Below are 13282 nucleotides of genomic sequence, written 5' to 3'. Positions count from 1 at the left end.
GAGGCGGTGCGGGCTTCGGTGGCGGCGGTGCGGGCTTGGGCGGCGGTGGCTTGGGCGTCGGCTTCTTCGGCGGGGGCGTGCTCGGGCCCGCGCTGCAGACGACGCCGTCGCCGGAGACCGCCACCGCGCCGCCCGTGCCGCCGCCGTCGACGGAGGCGTACGCGCAGTTGTCGGCCGGGGCGAGGGCCGTCGCCGCCGCGGCGGGCACGCCGCACAGCCAGGCGGTGAAGACCACCGCCAGGATTCGTGTGACCAGGCCGGAGGCAGGGCGTCCGGCCCGCTGGGTTCGGTGCACGACCGAGATCATGAGCAGTGCCGCGCCCCGGCACGCCGAGTCCGGCGCGCAATGCCCCGATGGTGGGGAGTGGGAGCACTCGGGGTTTGCCTCCCCGTCCCCCGGGTCCGCGAGAAATCTTGGGCCGCATTGAACACACCCGGCACCCCCGCCCGTAACTAGGGCCATGTGCGGACCCGACCCGGGATCGCACAACACCCAAGCAATCAGCGGGAGTTGATGATGAAGACCTCCTGGCGGAGCGCCTCGCTCGTAGCGACAGCTGCGGCCCTGCTGGCGCTGACGACGGCGTGCGGTCAGGACAAGGGCGGCCAGAGCACCGACAGTCAGAACGCGGCCAACGCAGCCAACGCGGCCCCGGCGCAGGGGGGTTACGGCGGGTACGGCTCGGGGTCCGACGGCTACGGCTCGGGCGACAGCTCCGCGAGCCCCGCCGCCAAGGCCGCGACGGCCGGTCAGCTCTCCGCGTGGCAGAGCAAGAAGCTCGGCAGCGTGCTCACCGACAGCGCGGGCATGACGCTCTACCGCTTCGACAAGGACACCGCGAATCCGCCCAAGTCGAACTGCGACGCCGCCTGTCTGAAGACCTGGCCCCCGGTGCCTGCGAGCGGCGCCAAGGCCCCCGAGGGCGTCGCCGCCTCGCAGCTCGGCGAGGTGACCGCCGCGGACGGCACGAAGCAACTCACCGTCGCGGGCTGGCCCATGTACCGCTACGCCATGGACACCAAGGCCGGGGACACCAAGGGGCAGGGCGTGGGCGGGGTGTGGTACGCCGCCGCGCCCGACGGCAAGAAGGCGAGCCTGTCGTCCGCCGCGGGCGCCGCGCCCGCCGACCTGAAGGGGCTGTCCACCCGCAAGGACCCCAAGCTCGGCGAGATCGTCGTCGACAAGAACGGCATGACCGTCTACCGGTTCCTCAAGGACTCGGCGTGGCCGATCAGGTCCAACTGCACGGGCGCGTGCGCGACGAAGTGGCCGGCCGTCGAGCCGGTCGCGAAGAACGACACGAAGGGCATTCCCTTGAAGGGATTCATGGCCTTCACCAGGCCGGACGGCACCAAGCAGCAGACCCTGAACTGCTGGCCCGTCTATACGTTCTCGGGCGACAAGAAGCCCGGTGACACCAACGGGCAGGGGGTGGGCGGAACTTGGTACGCGGCGTCACCCGAAGGAAAGCCGGTCGGCGCACCGAAGTGATACAACACGTAACAACCCAGGAGGGGCCGGTGCGTCCGGCCCGCGGCTCACAGTAGAGTCGTCAAGGATTTGGCGAATCGCCGGTCCGTTCCCCGCGTGGCCAAGTGAGGGTCACGCATCGGGAACGGACCGGTTCTTTTCGGTTGGGAAAGAGATGGTTTCGGGGTGGTTTCGGATCGTCGCCATTTGGCACGTGCCGGAGGCAGTGACCGAGAACGGACGGTCAATTTCCGTTTTGGCTCGCTCCTTTGTCGGTTGATCAGTAGCCTCGCCTCGAACACCGGCTCGCCTACGCCTTGGAGAGATTGATGGAGCGACCCGCCTGGGCCCCGCGGGGCATCGACATCACGGTGCCCAGCGTGTCCCGGATCTACGACTACTACTTGGGCGGTTCGCACAACTTCGAGGTCGACCGGGAAGCCGCCCGCAAGGCCATGGAGTTCATGCCGGGCCTGCCCAAGATCATGCAGGCGAACCGGGCTTTCATGCGGCGGGCCGTGCGCTACGCCACGGACCAGGGCGTCAGCCAGTTCCTCGACATCGGCTCCGGCATCCCCACCTTCGGCAATGTGCACGAGGTGGCCCAGCGGGCCAGAGCGGGCGCCCGGGTCGTCTACGTCGACCACGACCCGGTCGCCGTCGCGCACAGCAGGGCGGTCCTGGACGGCAATCCGGACACCGCGGTCCTCGCGGCCGATCTGCGCGGACCCCGCGAGATCCTGCAGAGCGCCGAGGTCGGCGAACTCCTGGACCTGGACCGGCCGGTGGCGCTGCTCCTGGTCGCCGTACTGCACTTCATCGAGGACGCCGACGACCCCTACGGGGCCGTGGCCGAACTCAGCGAGGCGCTCGCGCCCGGCAGCCTGTTGATCGTGACGCATGCCTCCATGGAGGGAATGCCCATATCGACGGAAGCGGCCGACGGCGCGGTCGACGTCTACCGGAACGATGTCCGCAATCCGCTGATCATGCGGAGCCGCGACGAGGTCGGACGGTTCTTCAAGGGGTACGAGGTGGTCGACCCCGGCATCGTCCCGATGCCGGTGTGGCGGCCGGAGAACGCGCCGCAGGACGCCGAGGAAGCGGATCCGTACACATTCGCGGGCTATGTGGGAGTGGGGCGCAAGGCGTGAGCGAAGAGCCGGGCGGACCGGAAGACAGACTGCGCAGGTTCGCCACGATCTGGAGCCGGGCCATCTTCCCGGTGACGGCGACGTCCCTGACCAGGCCCGAGTTCGAGGAGGAACTCGTGCCGCTCGCGCGTCGGCTGCGCACGGCGCTGGCCGCGCGGACCCTGGACGCGGCGCACGGGCAGGCCGTCGGCGCCGCCCTGATCGAGGTGCACTGCACCGACCCCGAGGCACTCAGCCGCACCCTCGACGTGGTCGACGCGTATCTCGTCCTGTACTGCGGCGAAGAGGCGGCCGCCGCGGCCAAGGAAGCGGCGCGCGAGGACGATCTGCGGGCCCGCTGCGCCCGCATCCAGCACACCGTCGCCGCCGGGTTCGCCGCCGCGCTGCGCGAGCGCACCCTCGTCGAGCAGGAGGCCATCTCGCGGGCCGCGCTCAACGCGCGCAGCGCCGTCGCCGAGGCCCTGCACGCGAGCGAGGCCCGGTTCCGCGCGGTGTTCCACGGCGCCGCGATCGGCATCGGCATCGCCGATCTGGACGGCACGGTCCTGGAGGTGAACGACGCGCTGGTGCGGATGTTCGGCGGCAGCGAGGGGCTGCTGCGCGGCCGCAACGTCCGCGACTGGACGCACCCCGACGACGCCCCGCAGGTCTGGCACCTCTACGACGAGCTGGTGCGCGGCGAACGGGAGCACTACCGCGTCGAGAAGGCCTTCTACCGACCCGACGGCACGGCGTTGTGGACGAACCTCACGGTGTCCCTGCTGCGCGACAAGGACGGCGTCCCGCAGTACCAGCTCGCGCTGATGGAGGACACGACCGAGCGCCGCCTGCTCAACCTCCGCCTGCGCTACGAGGCCACGCACGACGCCCTCACCGGACTGCCCAACCGCACGCTGTTCTTCGAGCGCCTGGAGAAGGTGCTCAGCGCGGGCGAGGGCGCCCGGTTCGGCCTGTGCTACCTCGACCTCGACGGCTTCAAGACCATCAACGACAGCCTCGGCCACGCCGTCGGCGACCGGCTCCTCGTCGAGGTCGCCGACCGGCTCCAGGCCTGCGCCACCGCGCGCGGCGAGATGGTGGCCCGGCTCGGCGGCGACGAGTTCGTGGCGCTGACCACGGGCCGCGACACCGAGACCGAGGTCGACGAACTCGCGCACCGCATCATGAACGCGCTGGCCACCCCCATTCGCATCGACGGCCGCGAACTCACCGTGCGCGGCTCGATCGGCATCGTCGAGGGCCCGGCCGCCGACCGCAGCCCCGCCGAGGTGCTGCGCAGCGCCGACATCACGATGTACCGGGCCAAGTCCGCGGGCGGCAACCGCTACGAGCTCGCCGACCCCGAGGCGGACGCCCGCGCCATCACCCGCCACGGTCTGACGACGGCGCTGCCCGCCGCCCTGGACCGCGGCGAGTTCTTCATCGAGTACCAGCCCCTGGTCCACCTCGGCGACGGCAGCGTGCGCGGCGCCGAGGCCCTGGTCCGCTGGCTGCATCCGCAGCACGGCGTCCTCGGCCCCGACCGCTTCATCCCGCTCGCCGAGCACACCGGACTCATCGTGCCGCTCGGCCGCTGGGTCCTGGAGGAATCGGTCCGCCAGGCCTGCGTCTGGCAGGAGCGGCACGCGGAGGCGGGCCCGCTGCGCATCAACGTCAACCTGTCCCCGATGCAGCTCACGCACCCCGGGCTCGTCGCCGACACGGTCGACATCCTTGAACGCTCGGGGCTCGCGCCGGGCGCCCTGTGCCTGGAGGTCACCGAGTCCGCGCTGATCGGCGCCGACGACGACCTGCTCAAACCGCTGCGCAGGCTCTCCGAGATGGGCGTCGACATAGCGCTCGACGACTTCGGCACCGGCTACTCGAACCTCGCGAACCTGCGCCGGCTGCCCGTGAACGTCCTGAAGCTGGACCGTTCCTTCACCCAGGGCATGCAGCAGTTCCCCGCCGACCCGGTCGACCTGAAGATCGTGGAGGGCATCGTCTCGCTCGCCCACAGCCTGGACCTCGCGGTCACCGTCGAGGGAGTGGAGACCGGCGCCCAGGCCGAGCAGCTGAAGGAGCTGGGCTGCGACACCGCCCAGGGCTGGTACTACGCCCGCCCGGGCCCGCCGGACCGCCTCCACGAGCTGGCGCTCGCCGACGCCACGGGGTGAGCACGCGGTGATCCACTGGTCCTACGCGTTCATCGACCGGCCCTGCGAACGCTTCGGCGCGGCCTGCGACTTCTGGTCGCGGGCCACGGCGTCGCGGCTGTCCGAACTCCGGGGCGAGCGCGGCCAGTTCACCACCCTGCTGCCGTACGAGGGCGAGGCCGACGCCTGCGTGAAGGTACAGGGGGTGGCGGACGGTCCGGGCGGCGCGCACATCGACCTCGCCGTGGACGACGTCCCCGGCGAGACGGAGCGGGCCCTTGCGCTCGGCGCCCGACCGGTCTTCCGCGAGGACGGGTTGTCGGTGCTGCGGTCTCCCGCGGGGCATCTGTTCTGCCTGGTGGCGTGGGACGGGGAGCACGCCGTGCCGCCGCCGGCCGATCCGCCCAGCCGGGTCGACCAGGTGTGCCTCGACATCGCGCCGGGGGCGTACTCGGCGGAGGTCGACTTCTGGGCCGCCCTCACCGACTGGCCCGAAGTCCCCTGCGAGAGCCCGGAGTTCCGGCTTCTCTCGGCGTCCCCGGTGCAGGTGCTGCTGCAGCGTCTGGAGTCGGACGGCCCGCCGTCGGCGCATCTTGACGTGGCCTGTGGGGACCGGGCGGCGGTGCGGGCGTGGCATGAGTCGCTGGGGGCGGTTCATGTCCGGGACGGGCGGTCGTGGTCCGTGATGACGGATCCGGCGGGCGGCCTGTACTGCCTCACGGACCGGTCGCCGTAGCTTCGGCCGTGCCTCGCCGGGCGCGGGCCGGTGGTCCGTCCTCGCGCAGTTCCCCGCGCCCCTGAAGAAGCTCTGCTTCTTCAGGGCCTGTCTTTGAACCCCCGCCTGCGCCCCGACGCCCGGCACGCACGCTCGCCGCACGTCGTGCCAGGACAGGTGGCTGCGCCGCGTGGGCGCGACCGGCCCCCACCGCACCCGCACCCGAAAGGCGGCAGGGCGCCCCGCGCCTCACCCGTCCCGCTCCACCAGCATCCGCTGAAGCTCCCGCGCGGCCCGCGGCGGCGCGACATCCGATCGGTGCGCCAGCGCGATCGTCCGGCGCAACCCGGGGCGGGCGAGCGGCGTCACCCGGAGATCCGCCCCGGCCCGGGTCGCCACCATGGACGGCACCACGGCCACCCCGAGCCCGGCCCGCACGAAACCGAGCACCGCGTCCATCTCGCCGCCCTCCACCGCGAAGTCCGGCTCGAACCCCTCCGCCCGGCACGCCGCGACGGTCAGCTCCCGCAGGTCGTACCCGTGCCGGAACATCACCAGGCGCTCCCCCTCCAGGTCGCTGATCCGCACCGACCTGCGCCCGTGCCCCGGCCGCGGTGCGTCCGGCGACGACACCACGACCAGCTCCTCGCGCAGCAGCTCCACCGTCGTCAGCGCGGGCGCGGGCGCCGGGAGCGGCAGGACGACCAGCGCCAGGTCCAGCGCGCCGCGCGCGAGCTCCCGTACGAGATCGTGCGAGCCGCCCTCCTCGATCAACAGCTGGATGCCCGGGTAGCGGTCGTGGAAGGCGCGCAGCACGTCCGGGAGCAGACCGGTGCACAGGGAGGGCGTCGCGCCGAGCCGGACCCGCCCGCGGCGCAGCTGCGCCAGCTCCTGCACCTCGTGACGGGCCGTGTCGGCGTCGGCCAGGATCCGCCGGGCCAGCGGCAGCAGCGCCTCGCCGGCGTCCGTGAGGGTGATGTTGCCCCGGGCCCGCAGGAACAGATCCACCCCGAGCTCCCGCTCAAGGGCCCGGATCTGCTGGGACAACGACGGCTGGGCCACGTGCACCAGCTCGGCGGCGCGGGTGAAGTGCCGGGTCTCCGCGACCGCGACGAAGTACTGGAGCTGCTGGAACTGCATACCGCCACTGTAGCCGCCCGATAGTCACAGCCTATGGAAATGAGCCGGACCATGTCTTGGACCGATCGGGCCCTTGGGCCCTACCGTCTTGTGACATGGCTCTGGCAACGCGGACGGACCGACGGCCGTCCATGGCACGCACTGTCTGGGACAGCTCCGTCGGCAAGAAGACCGTGATGGCGGTCAGCGGCATCGTGATGCTGCTGTATCTGGTCGCCCACATGATCGGAAACCTCAAGATCTTCTTCGGTCCTGAGGAGATCAACCACTACGCGCGCTGGCTGCGCACCATGGGCGGCCCGGTCCTGCACTACGAGTGGGGCCTGTGGATCGTGCGCGTGGTCCTGATCGTCGCCGTCGTCGCACACGCCACGTCCGCGTACCAGCTCAGCCGCCGCGACATCAAGGCGCGCCCCAGCAAGTACGTGCACAAGAAGCCGAGCGCCTCCTACGCCACCCGCACCATGCGCTGGGGCGGGATCATCCTGGGCCTGTTCATCGTCTGGCACATCCTCGACCTGACGACGGGCACCGTGCACCCGGGCGGCTACGAGCACCTGCACCCGTACCAGAACATCATCGACACGTTCTCGACCTGGTACTCCAACGTCATCTACATCGTCGCGATGATCGCCCTCGGCTTCCACGTCCAGCACGGTTTCTGGAGCGCCGCGCAGACGCTCGGTGTCGGCAGCCGGACCCGTGACCGGGTGCTGAAGACCGTCGGCAACGTACTCGCCGTAGTGCTCACGCTCGGCTTCATCGCCGTGCCCGTGGGCGTCATGACCGGATTGGTGAGCTGAACACGATGACCACGACCCCGTACAAGGACTACGCGGACTACTCCACCGGCGAACCGGTCGTCGACGCCGCGGCCCCGGCCGGACCCGTCAGCGAGCGCTGGGACAAGCGCCGCTTCGAGGCGAAGCTGGTCAACCCGGCCAACCGCCGCAAGCACACCGTCATCGTCGTCGGTACCGGGCTGGCGGGGGGCTCGGCCGGCGCGACGCTGGCCGAGCAGGGCTACCACGTCGTCCAGTTCTGCTTCCAGGACTCCCCGCGCCGCGCCCACTCGGTCGCCGCGCAGGGCGGCATCAACGCGGCGAAGAACTACCGCAACGACGGCGACTCCATCCACCGGCTCTTCTACGACACGGTCAAGGGCGGCGACTTCCGCGCCCGTGAGTCGAACGTGCACCGGCTCGCCCAGATCTCCGTCGAGATCATCGACCAGTGCGTGGCGCAGGGCGTCCCCTTCGCCCGCGAGTACGGCGGCCTCCTCGACAACCGCTCCTTCGGCGGTGTGCAGGTCTCCCGTACGTTCTACGCCCGCGGCCAGACCGGCCAGCAGCTCCTGCTCGGCGCCTACCAGGCCCTCAGCCGCCAGGTCGCCGCAGGGAACATCGAGCTGCACCCGCGCACCGAGATGCTCGACCTGGTCATCGTCGACGGCAAGGCGCGCGGCATCGTCGCCCGCGATCTCGTCACCGGCAGGATCGACACGTACTTCGCGGACGCCGTCGTGCTCGCCTCCGGCGGCTACGGCAACGTCTTCTACCTGTCGACGAACGCCATGAACTCCAACGCGACGGCGATCTGGCGGGCCCACCGACGCGGCGCCTACTTCGCGAACCCCTGCTTCACCCAGATCCACCCCACCTGCATCCCGCGCACCGGCGACCATCAGTCGAAGCTGACCCTGATGTCGGAGTCGCTGCGCAACGACGGACGCATCTGGGTGCCGAAGGCCAAGGGCGACGACCGGCCGCCGAACAAGATCCCCGAGGACGAGCGCGACTACTACCTGGAGCGCATCTACCCGTCGTTCGGCAACCTGGTCCCGCGCGACATCGCCTCCCGCGCCGCCAAGAACGTCTGCGACGAGGGCAAGGGCGTCGGACCCGGCGGACAGGGCGTCTACCTGGACTTCGCCGAGGCCATCCAGCGGATGGGCCGCAAGGCCGTCGAGGCCAAGTACGGCAACCTCTTCGACATGTACCAGCGGATCACCGACGAGGATCCGTACCAGGTGCCCATGCGGATCTACCCGGCCGTGCACTACACGATGGGCGGCCTGTGGGTCGACTACGACCTGCAGACCACCATCCCCGGCCTGTTCACGATCGGCGAGGCGAACTTCTCGGACCACGGCGCCAACCGGCTCGGCGCGAGCGCGCTGATGCAGGGGCTCGCCGACGGCTACTTCGTCCTTCCCGCCACCATCAACGACTACCTCGCCAAGCACCCGCACAAGGACGAGGTGAACGCGGAGCACCCGGTGGTGCAGGAGGTGCTCGCCGAGACCGAGGACCGGCTCAACCTGCTCCTCTCCGTCGACGGCGACCGCACCCCGGACTCCTTCCACCGCGAACTCGGCGAGCTCATGTGGGAGTTCTGCGGCATGGCCCGCACCGAGGAGGGCCTGCGCAAGGCTCTCGACCGGATCCCGCAGATCCGCGAGGAGTTCTGGCGCCGGATCAAGGTGCCCGGCAGCGGCGAGGAGTTCAACCAGTCCCTGGAGAAGGCGAACCGCATCGTCGACTACCTGGAGCTCGCCGAGCTGATGTGCCTCGACGCGCTGCACCGCTCCGAGTCCTGCGGCGGCCACTTCCGCGAGGAGTCGCAGACCCCCGACGGCGAGGCCGCCCGCAGGGACGACGAGTTCTCCTACGCGGCCGCCTGGGAGTTCACCGGCACCGGCGACGCTCCCGTATTGCACAAGGAAGACCTGGTCTTCGAGTACGTCCACCCCACTCAGCGGAGCTACGCATGAAGCTCACCCTGCGCGTCTGGCGCCAGAAGAACGCCGACGCCGAAGGCGCCATGTCCACGTACGAGGTGGACGGGATCAGCCAGGACATGTCGTTCCTGGAGATGCTCGACACCCTCAACGAGGAACTCATCGTCCAGGGCGAGGACCCCGTCGCCTTCGACCACGACTGCCGCGAGGGCATCTGCGGCGCGTGCTCGCTCGTCATCAACGGCGACGCGCACGGCCCCGAGCGCACCACCACCTGTCAGCTGCACATGCGGTCCTTCCAGGACGGCGACACGATCGACATCGAGCCGTGGCGCGCCTCCGCGTTTCCGGTCATCAAGGACCTGGTCGTCGACCGTTCGGCCTTCGACCGGATCATCCAGGCGGGCGGCTACATCACCGCCCCGACGGGGACGGCACCGGAGGCCCACGCCACGCCCGTCCCCAAGCCGGACGCGGACTTCGCCTTCGAGCACGCCGAGTGCATCGGCTGCGGCGCGTGCGTGGCGGCCTGCCCCAACGGCGCGGCCATGCTCTTCACCTCGGCGAAGATCAACCACCTGAACGTGCTGCCGCAGGGCGCCCCCGAGCGCGAGACCCGCGTCCTCGACATGGTGGCGCAGATGGACGAGGAGGGCTTCGGCGGCTGCACGCTGACCGGAGAGTGCGCGACGGCCTGCCCCAAGGGCATCCCGCTGTTCTCCATCACCAGCATGAACAAGGAGTGGCTGCGCGCCAACCGGAAGGTCAGCCGCTGACCTTCCGCGTCTCCACCTGAGCGTCCCGCGAACAGCGCGGGGTGGGCGGGACCGGGAGTGGTGCTCAAACCCCCGGTCCCGTCATCGTGTGGTCGGTGCCGCTCGGTACGCTGCGCGCATGATCTTCAACCGCAAGGGGAGGGAGCGGTTCCTCGACGCCGTCACCGGTTTCGAGGCCGCTGTGGAACAGCAGGACAGCGCGGGGGCCGAGCGCGGCTTCCAGCACCTGCATGAGCACTACCAGGAGGCGGGGGAGCAGGAGCTGGCGACGGGGGCGGCGCGCCTGGCCGGGCTGCTGCCCAGCGTGCCGCCGGGGCCGCGCGGCACGGTCGCGGTGGTCATCGGGGCGTGCGTCGAGCGCGGTGCAGACCCGCGCGCGTGCGCACCGGCGATCCTCGACGGGCTCGCGGACGCGGTGCGTGCCGCCGGCGAGTTCTGCGAGCGCTGGGCCGCCACCGGGGGCGGCGAACTGCCCGAGCCCGAGGAATCGGGCCCGGACGAGGCCCTGTTCGAGCGGGTCGGCTTCGAGCAGGCGATGGCCTGGTGGACGCTGCCGCAGTGGGAGATGGCGTCCGTCGCGATGCTCAATCACGCCTCCGTGCGCACCGGCCTGGACGCCGCCCGGCGCGCCGAGCTGCTGACCTCGCTACGGGCCGTGGAGGAGGCGTCGGGCCACGACTTCAAGTGCCTGACGTACGCCCTGCTCGTCCTGGACGACGAGCCGCTGATCGTCATCGACCGGCCGACCGGCACCGGATACGCCCTGCGGATGACCGGCCTCGGCGACACCTTCCAGCTCCACACCCTGCTCGCCGACCGCCTGGCGGGCGGCGGCCACCTGCCCGGGTACGCGCCCGCGCCCCAGGAGGTCGCCGTGTGCCGGGACGCTCCCGGCCAGGTCCCCACCAAGGGCACCTTTAATTTGCTGGCGGCGGACGGCAGTTGGATATGGAATGAGGGCACACCCAGCGACATCCCCGTCGTCGACGGCGCCCGCCTGCTCGTCCTCGACCCGCCGCCGTACGAGCGCGGCTGGCCGGCCGGACGGTTCTTCCCCGGCATGACGGGCGACCTGGTGCTGGAGCGGGTGCTCACAGCGGAGGAGACGGCGCAGTGGTCCGCCCACGTCCGACCGGCGACGAAGCCGGGCAACTGAAGCGCTACGACGGTGAGTTGGAGACCCACCTCACCGTCGAGGCCGCCGACGCCGGCGCGGTCGAGCGGCTCGCCACCTGGGCCGCCGCCCGTGGCCACGGCTTCACGCACATCGTGCTCGCCCGGGGCGCCCACCGCTCCCAGCCGATGGTGACGCTGCGCGGCCGCGGGCGCGCCGACGCCTGGCTCGTGGGCCGCGTCGCGCGCACCGCCGAGGACCTCGCCCGGGCCGGGTTCCCCGTCGTGCGGACCAAGACGGAGGCCGCGCCGTGGGCCACCGGAGTGCCGGCGACCGACGCGCAGGCCCGACAGGCCCCCGCGCACCTGCACTTCGAGCACCACGTGAAGGTGCTCCTGGACCAGGATTGCGCCCCACGGGCGCTCGCCGCCCGCGTCGAGGGCCACACCGCGCACGTCTCGTGGAACGCCCGCCGCGTCCGCGCCGACGGCCGCCACGAGCGCTTCGTCACCCAGCGCTGCCACGGCGTCGGCAACGCCACGGCGGGGCGGCGACTCGACGAGCTCGTCGGGGCCCTGGCCGCCGCACCCGGCGTCCGGATCCTGGAGACCGAGCGCGAGTACGTCCTGCACGACACCCGGCTCGGGCTCGACGCGGGGTGGATCACGGAAGGAGAGCCGTCATGACATCGTCCGGCACACCGTCCTCGCGACCGCCGCAGGAGTGGGTCTGGCGGCGTGCCCTGCACGAGGGCGCCCCGATCCCGCACACCCCGCCCGACGAGGAGGTGCGCCGGGGCCTCGCCCTGCCGCGCACCCTCGTCCCCGCCCCCGAGGGCCTCGACCAGCCGGCCGTCTTCGACCCGGCGCTGCTCCAGTTCTCGTACGCGTACCGGGCGGGCGACCCCCGGTTCGCGAGCGAGGACGAGGCGCGGGCCTGGTTCCTCGCGCGCAGGACCGCGCTCGACCTGGTGCTCTCCGCCGTCGCCGGGACCCCGCTGGGCGGCCGCCTCGTGCTGCGCGGCAGCGCGCTGATGGCCACCTGGTTCGGCGCAGCCGCCCGCGAGCCGGGCGACCTCGACTATGTGGCGCCCGCCGACTGGGAGTGCGAGGGCCCCGAGGCCCGGGAGCTGTTCGGCCAGCTTGCGCAGGCCGCGCGGCGGACCGCAGAGGCCCTGCCCGACGGGGGCGTCCGGATCGACGCCGACGGCGCCGTGACCGAGGACATCTGGACGTACGACCGGGTTCCGGGGCGACGCCTGCTGCTGCCGTGGACCGCGCCGGGCACGGCGGGCGGCACCGTCCAGATCGACGTCGTGTACCACGAACTCCTCGCCGTCCCGGCCGTCCGCACCCCGCTGCGCCCGCTCGGCGCGGGACCGGGCACGGTCGTCGACGCGGTCACGCCCGAACTGTCGCTGGCCTGGAAGATCATGTGGCTGATCAGCGACATCCACCCGCAGGGCAAGGACCTCTACGACGCGGTGCTGCTCGCCGAGCGGGCCACGCCCTCCTTCGACGTGCTGCAGCGCGCGTTCGTCCTCGCGGGCGACGAGCTGCTGCGGCCGGGAGGGCGCTGGTGGCTGGCGGAGCTCGCCGAGTGCGCGGACGTCGGATGGGAGCACTTCCAGGGCGAGTACCCGCAGGTGACGGGCGAGGTGGACGAGTACGTCGGCCGACTGCGAGCCGTCCTCGAACCGCTGGCCGACCGGGCGGAGCACGAGGCACGGGCGGACGCGTACGACCGGTGGGCGCACTGGCTGGCCCCGCTCGTCGAGCATGTCCGCGCGACGGCTCCGCACGCCCCCGCGGCAGCGGTCGGCCGCCGGCTGTCGGCCTCGGGACGCTGGGGCTTCGTGGCGACGGTCGTCGTCGTCCGTGAGGTCGTCGGCCGCGGCACGACGACCCTGGAGGAGGCGTGCGCCGCCGTGCTGCGGGACGAGGAGAACTGGGCGTACCTGCGCGGGCGCCCCGACCTGAGCTCACGGTTCCTGGAGGAACTGCGCTGACGACCCCTGACGGTGCGTCATGCGGGGGA

General features: G+C 71.7%; 12 protein-coding genes. 10 read left to right on the top strand and 2 right to left on the bottom strand.

Annotated elements, in window-relative coordinates:
• A partial coding sequence (locus tag J3486_RS25540; protein WP_374194767.1) for a hypothetical protein occupies positions 1-295 on the bottom strand: 295 nt, incomplete at its 3' end.
• A gap of 222 nt (positions 296-517) precedes the next feature.
• Here J3486_RS25540 and J3486_RS25535 point away from each other — a divergent pair.
• The 4 genes from J3486_RS25535 (at position 518) to J3486_RS25520 (ending at position 5496) form a co-directional block, all read left to right on the top strand.
• A complete protein-coding gene (locus tag J3486_RS25535) occupies positions 518-1492 on the top strand; it encodes an SCO0930 family lipoprotein (protein ID WP_207824076.1) in 975 nt (324 codons plus the stop codon).
• Positions 1493-1800: 308 nt separating this feature from the next.
• Positions 1801-2625 carry an SAM-dependent methyltransferase gene (locus J3486_RS25530; RefSeq protein ID WP_207824075.1) on the top strand — a complete coding sequence of 275 codons (825 nt, stop codon included), beginning with the start codon at positions 1801-1803 and terminating at the stop codon, positions 2623-2625.
• Complete coding sequence (locus J3486_RS25525) at positions 2622-4781, top strand: bifunctional diguanylate cyclase/phosphodiesterase (RefSeq protein WP_207824074.1); 2160 nt, start codon at positions 2622-2624, stop codon at positions 4779-4781. Before J3486_RS25530 ends, J3486_RS25525 begins: the two co-directional genes overlap by 4 nt.
• Positions 4782-4788: 7 nt before the next feature.
• Positions 4789-5496, top strand: a complete 708-nt coding sequence (locus J3486_RS25520; RefSeq protein WP_207824073.1) for a VOC family protein — start codon at positions 4789-4791, stop codon at positions 5494-5496.
• Positions 5497-5724: 228 nt separating this feature from the next.
• On the opposite strand, the gene J3486_RS25515 is transcribed toward J3486_RS25520, so the two are convergent.
• The gene (locus tag J3486_RS25515; RefSeq protein WP_207824072.1) at positions 5725-6615 is read right to left on the bottom strand and encodes a LysR family transcriptional regulator; all 891 of its coding nucleotides are present in this window, start codon (positions 6613-6615) and stop codon (positions 5725-5727) included.
• 95 nt (positions 6616-6710) lie between these two features.
• Between J3486_RS25515 and J3486_RS25510 the strand changes: the two genes are divergently transcribed.
• From J3486_RS25510 to J3486_RS25485, 6 genes are all read left to right on the top strand, one after another.
• On the top strand, positions 6711-7418 hold the full coding sequence (locus tag J3486_RS25510) for a succinate dehydrogenase (protein WP_207824071.1): 708 nt from the start codon (positions 6711-6713) through the stop codon (positions 7416-7418).
• Positions 7419-7423: 5 nt separating this feature from the next.
• Positions 7424-9388 carry a fumarate reductase/succinate dehydrogenase flavoprotein subunit gene (locus J3486_RS25505; protein ID WP_207824070.1) on the top strand — a complete coding sequence of 655 codons (1965 nt, stop codon included), beginning with the start codon at positions 7424-7426 and terminating at the stop codon, positions 9386-9388.
• On the top strand, positions 9385-10131 hold the full coding sequence (locus J3486_RS25500; RefSeq protein ID WP_207824069.1) for a succinate dehydrogenase/fumarate reductase iron-sulfur subunit: 747 nt from the start codon (positions 9385-9387) through the stop codon (positions 10129-10131). Before J3486_RS25505 ends, J3486_RS25500 begins: the two co-directional genes overlap by 4 nt.
• Before the next feature lie 118 nt (positions 10132-10249).
• The gene (locus J3486_RS25495) at positions 10250-11287 is read left to right on the top strand and encodes a hypothetical protein (RefSeq protein ID WP_207824067.1); all 1038 of its coding nucleotides are present in this window, start codon (positions 10250-10252) and stop codon (positions 11285-11287) included.
• Positions 11245-11931: a hypothetical protein gene (locus J3486_RS25490; RefSeq protein WP_307804930.1), complete on the top strand. Its 687-nt coding sequence runs from the start codon at positions 11245-11247 to the stop codon at positions 11929-11931. Before J3486_RS25495 ends, J3486_RS25490 begins: the two co-directional genes overlap by 43 nt.
• Positions 11928-13253, top strand: a complete 1326-nt coding sequence (locus J3486_RS25485; protein ID WP_207824065.1) for a nucleotidyl transferase AbiEii/AbiGii toxin family protein — start codon at positions 11928-11930, stop codon at positions 13251-13253. The genes J3486_RS25490 and J3486_RS25485 overlap by 4 nt, the downstream gene beginning before the upstream one ends.
• Positions 13254-13282: the final 29 nt, after the last annotated feature.

Origin of the sequence: Streptomyces sp. VRA16 Mangrove soil (genome assembly GCF_017377775.1) — a bacterium.
Taxonomy (GTDB): Bacteria; Actinomycetota; Actinomycetes; order Streptomycetales; family Streptomycetaceae; genus Streptomyces.
The sequence above is the reverse complement of the archived record's forward strand: the minus strand, read 5'-3'. Positions and strand labels throughout refer to the sequence as shown.